This window comes from Cylindrospermum sp. FACHB-282, assembly GCF_014697195.1.
Taxonomy (GTDB): domain Bacteria; phylum Cyanobacteriota; class Cyanobacteriia; order Cyanobacteriales; family Nostocaceae; genus Cylindrospermum.
In genome coordinates this window covers 24,119-31,133 of sequence record NZ_JACJRJ010000065.1, presented here as the reverse complement: position 1 = coordinate 31,133, position 7,015 = coordinate 24,119, and the positions used below count along the sequence as shown (strand labels likewise).

Here is a 7,015-nt window from a genome sequence, read left to right as displayed (position 1 = left end):
ATTGGTCAAGGTTCATTCTCCGATGGTATGCCCTTGGGTATCTCTGGAACCTTCAACTTCATGATTGTGTTCCAAGCAGAACACAACATCTTGATGCACCCCTTCCACATGCTCGGTGTAGCTGGTGTGTTCGGCGGTTCCTTGTTCAGTGCAATGCACGGTTCACTAGTAACTTCTTCCTTGGTTCGTGAAACAACCGAAACCGAATCACAAAACTACGGTTACAAATTCGGACAAGAAGAAGAAACCTACAACATCGTTGCGGCTCACGGTTACTTCGGTCGCTTAATCTTCCAATACGCTTCCTTCAACAACAGCCGTCAACTACACTTCTTGTTGGCAGCTTGGCCAGTAATCGGCATCTGGTTCACCGCTTTGGGTGTCAGCACAATGGCTTTCAACCTCAACGGTTTCAACTTCAACCAATCAATCCTTGACACTCAAGGTCGCGTCATCGGTACTTGGGCAGACGTAATCAACCGCGCTAACCTGGGTATGGAAGTAATGCACGAGCGTAACGCTCACAACTTCCCCCTAGACTTGGCTGCTGGTGAAGTTGCTCCTGTGGCTCTGACTGCTCCTGCAATCAACGGTTAATACAAAATTCTAGCTTAATAAAAAACGCTCTCCTTTATGGAGGGCGTTTTTTATTGGTACTCGAAACTATAACCATAGATGGGTCTTTTTTTGCATTGCATAAATAGTAAAAATAAGAGCGATAAGTACTAGATGGCAGATATCACTTGGATAGAACACGGGGTAAAGAATATTGCTCTGCCCCTAGGAATTTTCTGTATTGCAATCATCTGAAAGTAACTATAATCTTTTGCCATAACTCTCGATACAATTACAGAAGCCAATATTTTTACTCAACATCATGGGCAGCACTTTTGGTCATCTATTTCGCATTACTACTTTTGGCGAGTCTCACGGCGGTGGTGTGGGGGTTGTGATTGATGGTTGTCCTCCACAACTAGAAATTTCGGCTGAAGAAATTCAAGTAGAACTAGATAGAAGGCGTCCTGGACAAAGTAAGATTACGACACCCCGCAAGGAAGCGGATACCTGTGAAATATTGTCTGGGGTATTTGAGGGGAAAACCCTAGGAACACCGATCGCAATTTTAGTGCGGAACAAAGATACTCGTCCCCAAGATTACGACGAGATGTCCCAGAAGTATCGCCCTTCCCACGCAGATGCAACTTATGATGCTAAATATGGGATTAGAAATTGGCAGGGTGGGGGGAGGTCGTCAGCGCGGGAGACAATTGGTAGAGTAGCAGCAGGTGCGATCGCTAAAAAGATTCTCCGTCAAGTCGCCAATATCGAAATTATCGCTTACGTCAAGCGCATCAAAGACTTAGAAGGCATAGTAGATCCTAGCACCGTCACCTTAGAAGAGGTAGAAAGCAACATCGTCCGCTGTCCCGATGGTGAATGTGCCACGCGCATGATTGAATTAATTGAACAAACAGGCAGACAAGGTGATTCCATCGGCGGTGTAGTAGAATGTGTCGCGCGAAATGTACCGAAAGGTTTAGGCGAACCAGTTTTTGATAAATTAGAAGCAGATATCGCTAAAGCTGTAATGTCTCTTCCTGCGAGTAAAGGTTTTGAAATTGGTTCTGGTTTTGCAGGAACCCTATTAACAGGAATTGAACATAACGACGAATTTTATATTGATGAACAAGGGGAAATTCGCACCGTAACCAACCGTTCTGGCGGCATTCAAGGGGGCATTTCCAATGGTGAAAACATCATTTTGCGAGTTGCATTTAAACCCACAGCCACAATTAGAAAAGAGCAAAAAACAGTAACTCGTGAAGGTGAAGAAACCCTATTAGCTGCTAAAGGACGCCATGATCCTTGTGTGCTACCCCGTGCTGTGCCGATGGTTGACGCGATGGTAGCTTTAGTTTTGTGCGATCATGTATTGCGGCAACAGGCACAGTGTCAGGTGTTGTAGAAATTTCATATTTTTGCAGATAGGTTGAGATTAGCGATCGCACTGAACATCTGCTCTTCTTCTACTGTAGTGCTAAAATTCGTTTTCCATATATTTACTGATACTGGGAACTATATATTCAAGCCCCCGTCAGTATTAATGTTATCAGAGGTTTTAGCATGAACAACAACCATTTTTTATCAATAGCTATTTTGAGTGCAGCAGGAATTATCTCTTGCGCCTCCGCTGTTGTAGCTGAAGAAATTTCCTGCCGCAGTACATTAGGGGCTGTTACAGTTGATAATCTTCGAGTACCTAGCGGTGCTACTTGTATTTTGTCTGGAACAAAAGTAAAGGGGACTGTGAAAGTAGAGTCCAATGCAACACTCAAAGCAAGCAAAGTAAACGTAATTGGAAATATTCAGGCTGAGAATGCAAAGAATGTAGTTATTGATTCTAGCTCAGTCATTGGTGGTAGTATCCAAATCAAGCAATCGGGAGCAGCAAAGATTGTCAATTCACGCATCAGTCAAGACTTACAATTTGATGAAAATGCTGCTAATTTAGCTGCAAGCGGCAACATCATTGGTGGTAATTTACAGGCGTTTAAGAACAAAGGAGGAATTACCATCAACAGTAACAAAATTGATGGTAACCTGCAATGTAAAGAAAATACTCCTGCACCAACGGGAGGAGGCAACATTGTACAAGGCAATAAAGAGGATCAGTGTTCCAAGTTGTAGATTGAACTTGATTTTTTGAGTTATGCCAACTCTCTAAATCTATGACTATTTTGTCCTGAAATAAACCGCCCTGAACTGATAGCAAAGCGTAGTGTTAGCCATAGTTCAGGGCTAATATTTAAATTCCGTTAAAACGGACTTTAATATTTCTTTCAATCATCTTTAGACAAATGACTGTTATTAGATTCAGAATTGATTCTGATAGTGTAGCGTAAATTTTGGTTTTCGATTTTGAATTTAGGTAAAATTTTTGGGGTATGCATCTGGAACGCCCATTTTTGCTTGTGTAGTTATAGTAGTGCATCACATAATCGACGCAAAGCTATGGCATCTACTATCAATCAAGAATCCCAAAATCGTTTAAAGCACTTTGCTGCTTTAAAGTCTAAATACCAAGTAACTCAATATGAAGATTCATCACCATCTAGTCTTTTATATTTGATTCTGCGAAAAATTGATCAGGCAATTGAACTAAATACAACAGAAATTAAGTGGTTGAAAGAAAATAAACTTGAATTTATATATCAAGAACAGCAAAATATATTAAAGGATTTTGTAAATTTAGGAGTTGAATTCTCTGAATTAAAAAATAAGTACAAAGCTACAAATCATGGCATTTCATGGCAAGCTAGTCATTTGTATTTTATCCTTTGGAAAATTGATGCAGGAAATTTATTAACTGACTCAGAAATTAATTGGTTGAAATCAAGTGGTTTATCTAATGTCAATGCAATTGCTCAGGAGATGAACCGATTTAGTCAACTCAAATCTAAATACCGAGCAACTCAATATCAAAACTCAAATCCTGAGAGTCCATTATATAAAATACTGAAAAAATTAGACCAGGCTGAAAATTTAATTGCTTCTGAACATGAGTGGCTGAAAAATAATAAACTTTTAGAAACGATAGAGATTCTTAGCCAGAAAAAATCAATAATCAAAGCTCAATTCGCTCAGTTAAAGGATAAGTATCAAGCGGTTAAATATTCAGATTTATCATTATCGAGTCCACTATATCTTATACTGCAAAAAATTGATGTAGGCAATAATTTGAGTGAGTCAGAAATTGCTTGGCTAGAACAGCAAGAACTTAGCGAAACAATAGCCATTGCTCAAGAGTTGGAACAAACACGAGAGTTTGCTGATTTGAAGTTTAAGTATAAAGCAACTCAGCATGAAGACTCATCGCCTAAAAGTCACCTATATAAAGTTCTCAAAAAAATTGATTTGGGGAATCAGTTAGGTGAGCAAGATATTAACTTTTTGAAAAAGCGCAAATTTACTGAGACAATAGAAATTGCCAATAATAGATATGCTTCTCATCTAAAAAAGAAGGTAGAATTAGGAGAACTTCTGAATGAGTCAGAACTTGAATGGCTGAAAAATAATGGACGTGAAGATATAATTATCTTTGCTCGAAGAAAGCACTTTGCAATACTCAAGAAAAAGTATAGTTTGATAGATTATGGCAATAGCTTGCCCTTAGAAATATTGTATACCATTATGATAAAACTGGAGAATAAAGAAAGGCTAGAGCCTCTATTAATTGTTCAGCTTATAGAAAAAGATATGTTGTCTCGTAACGGAAAAATTGCTATTGCACATTACAGATTAGAAGCTGAGTTTTTAGAACAAGAAATTAAACGCACTGGACACAAATGGCATATCCCCACAGCTAGTAGTTATTGGCGCAAAGCAAATGAACCTGAACAGGCTTTACAACTTACTAATCTAGATTTAGATAATATCAAAGATAGCAACCTAAAATCAGCTATTTCAGTTACTAGAGGTGGAGCTTTTAGAGATATATCTAATTTGCTAGATGCCGAAAAATGTGCGAGAAAGGCTATTACGTATCACCCGAGCAGCCATCATCCTTACACATTGATGGGAGCTATTTCTTATGACAGATATGACTACCTTGAAGGAGACAAATGGTTTAAAGAAGCAATTAAACGCGGGGCTGATATTGAAGATATAGATTCCGAAATCAAGCGAGTGGTAAAAAATTCTAAGGACGAAAGCAAACGTCAGCAAGTAGTCGAGTATCTCCTGAAAAAAGATCCAAAACGCTATGCTTGGGCTAAAGCTTATTCAAAAAACAAAAAAGACCAAGAATAAGAAATCTAACTTCAAAAATAACACTAACGAAACTGCAGAGAACACAGAGAAAATCCTAAAAGATTTGTAAAAATATTTTAGGATTGCTATAGTGTTGCTATATTCTGATATCAAGGCTATTTCATTCTTTCAAAACCTACAATCATTTTTAAACATTTAGTCCGCGCAGGCGGACTTTGTTTGTGTAGCCACGATTTCCAATCGCCAAAGCTTATAATATTAATCTTTAGAATAAATCATTAATCATGGATTTTGTCACGCTGTTAGGATTATTTGCCGCTATTTTAACGACCATCTCTTTTTTACCCCAGATGTGGAAAATCTGGCAAACAAAATCAGCAAAAGACGTTTCCTTTATCATGCTGGTAACATTCATGAGTGGCCTTTTTTTATGGTTAATCTATGGAATTATTCTCGGTGCTTGGCCGATTATTTTGGCTAACGGCGTGACCTTGGGTTTTAACTTTATAATTCTATGGCTTAAAATTAGATATAGAAAACGCCCATAAAAGCCTGTGACATCATCTGTGTTTGACTCCGAACGCCTGTTATTCACCCCCGCTAACCCCAACACCGACGCTATCCCGCTGATTTTTGCCTTTCCCAATGAGTACAGCGTTGGGATCACTAGCCTTGGCTATCAAGTGGTGTGGGCAACTTTGGCAATGCGTGATGATGTGCAGGTGAGTCGCTTGTTTACCCATACTCACGAACAACTGCCTAGACAACCAGAACTACTTGGCTTTTCGATGTCCTGGGAGTTGGATTATGTAAATATTTTAAATTTGTTGGAATCTTTGTCAATTCCCATTAGGGCAGATTTCCGTAATGAACGTCACCCGCTAGTTTTTGGCGGTGGCCCTGTACTTACCGCTAACCCCGAACCTTTTGCTGAGTTTTTTGATGTGATTTTGTTGGGGGATGGGGAAGATTTGCTAGGGAATTTTATTGAGGCATATAAAGAAGTAAGAAATGCTTCTAGAGAAACTCAATTAAAAAGACTTGCACAAGTACCAGGAATTTATATTCCTAGTTTGTATGCGGTGGAATATCTCGCTAAAGATGGGGCGGTCAAGTCAATTAACCCAATTTCCGCCGAAATTCCCCCAGTAGTGCAAAAGCAAACTTACCGAGGAAATACTCTCTCAGCCTCAACTGTGGTTACAGAAAAGGCAGCATGGGAAAATATTTACATGGTGGAAGTGGTGCGGAGTTGTCCAGAAATGTGCCGCTTTTGTTTGGCGAGTTATTTGACTTTGCCTTTTAGAACTGCGAGTTTAGAAGGTTCTTTAATTCCCGCAATTGAGAGAGGGTTAAAAGTTACAAATCGCTTGGGTTTATTGGGTGCTTCTGTTACTCAACATCCAGAGTTTACAGAATTGCTAGATTATATCAGCCAGCCAAAATATGATGATGTCCGCTTGAGTATTGCTTCGGTGCGAACAAATACGGTGACGGTGCAGCTAGCAAAGACTTTAGCCCAAAGAGATACGCGATCGCTTACCATCGCTATAGAAAGTGGTTCTGAGAAATTGCGGCGAATCATCAATAAAAAGTTACATAATGATGAAATCATCCAAGCGGCGGTAAATACCAAAGCAGGAGGATTAACAAATTTAAAACTCTATGGGATGGTGGGAGTTCCCGGTGAAGAACCAGAGGATTTAGAGCAAACTGTGGCAATGATGGGTAGCGTTAGAAAAGCTGCGCCTGGTCTGCGGTTAACACTGGGATGTAGCACCTTTGTACCCAAGGCACACACGCCTTTTCAGTGGTTTGGGGTGGATCGTCAAGCCGAGAAGCGGTTGCAGTTGTTACAAAAACAGCTAAAACCCCAAGGGATGGAGTTTCGCCCAGAAAGCTATAATTGGTCTATAATACAGGCTTTGTTGTCGAGAGGCGATCGCCGACTTTCCCAGCTTCTGGAACTTACCCGCGACTTTGGCGACTCATTAGGCAGCTACAAACGCGCTTTCAAACAACTAAAAGGCCGAATTCCCGATTTAGATTTCTACGTCCACGCCGAATGGTCAACAGAGCAAGTTTTACCTTGGAGTCACTTGCAAGGGCCTTTACCGCAGTCTACACTACTAAAGCATTTGGCTGAGGCTAAAAGTCATTTTCGCGCACTCCCCAAGCAACTACAGCCGTTAAATTGATAATTTTTTAACCCCAAAGGGGCGCTGAGGTAAACCCAAAGGGGCGC

5 protein-coding genes and 1 pseudogene are annotated in these 7,015 nt (G+C 40.1%); all 6 read left to right on the top strand.

The window, feature by feature from the left end:
* Positions 1-597, top strand: a pseudogene (locus H6G32_RS23900) (photosystem II q(b) protein); the annotation flags it as partial.
* 280 nt (positions 598-877) lie between these two features.
* On the top strand, positions 878-1,966 hold the full coding sequence (gene aroC, locus H6G32_RS23895; RefSeq protein ID WP_190462846.1) for a chorismate synthase: 1,089 nt from the start codon (positions 878-880) through the stop codon (positions 1,964-1,966).
* A gap of 158 nt (positions 1,967-2,124) precedes the next feature.
* Entirely contained in the window at positions 2,125-2,688 is a 564-nt protein-coding gene (locus H6G32_RS23890; protein ID WP_190462844.1) for a hypothetical protein, read from the top strand.
* Positions 2,689-3,012: 324 nt separating this feature from the next.
* Positions 3,013-4,809 carry a hypothetical protein gene (locus tag H6G32_RS23885; RefSeq protein ID WP_199328228.1) on the top strand — a complete coding sequence of 599 codons (1,797 nt, stop codon included), beginning with the start codon at positions 3,013-3,015 and terminating at the stop codon, positions 4,807-4,809.
* Positions 4,810-5,054: 245 nt separating this feature from the next.
* A complete protein-coding gene (locus tag H6G32_RS23880; RefSeq protein ID WP_190462843.1) occupies positions 5,055-5,318 on the top strand; it encodes a SemiSWEET transporter in 264 nt (87 codons plus the stop codon).
* 6 nt (positions 5,319-5,324) lie between these two features.
* Complete coding sequence (locus H6G32_RS23875; protein ID WP_190462841.1) at positions 5,325-6,968, top strand: B12-binding domain-containing radical SAM protein; 1,644 nt, start codon at positions 5,325-5,327, stop codon at positions 6,966-6,968.
* Positions 6,969-7,015: the final 47 nt, after the last annotated feature.

Excerpts from the sequence above, each read along its gene's own strand:
- aroC (WP_190462846.1), top strand. The coding sequence starts at position 878 with ATGGGCAGCACTTTTGGTCATCTATTTCGCATTACTACTTTTGGCGAG.
- H6G32_RS23890 (WP_190462844.1), top strand. The coding sequence starts at position 2,125 with ATGAACAACAACCATTTTTTATCAATAGCTATTTTGAGTGCAGCAGGA.
- H6G32_RS23885 (WP_199328228.1), top strand. The coding sequence starts at position 3,013 with ATGGCATCTACTATCAATCAAGAATCCCAAAATCGTTTAAAGCACTTT.
- H6G32_RS23880 (WP_190462843.1), top strand. The coding sequence starts at position 5,055 with ATGGATTTTGTCACGCTGTTAGGATTATTTGCCGCTATTTTAACGACC.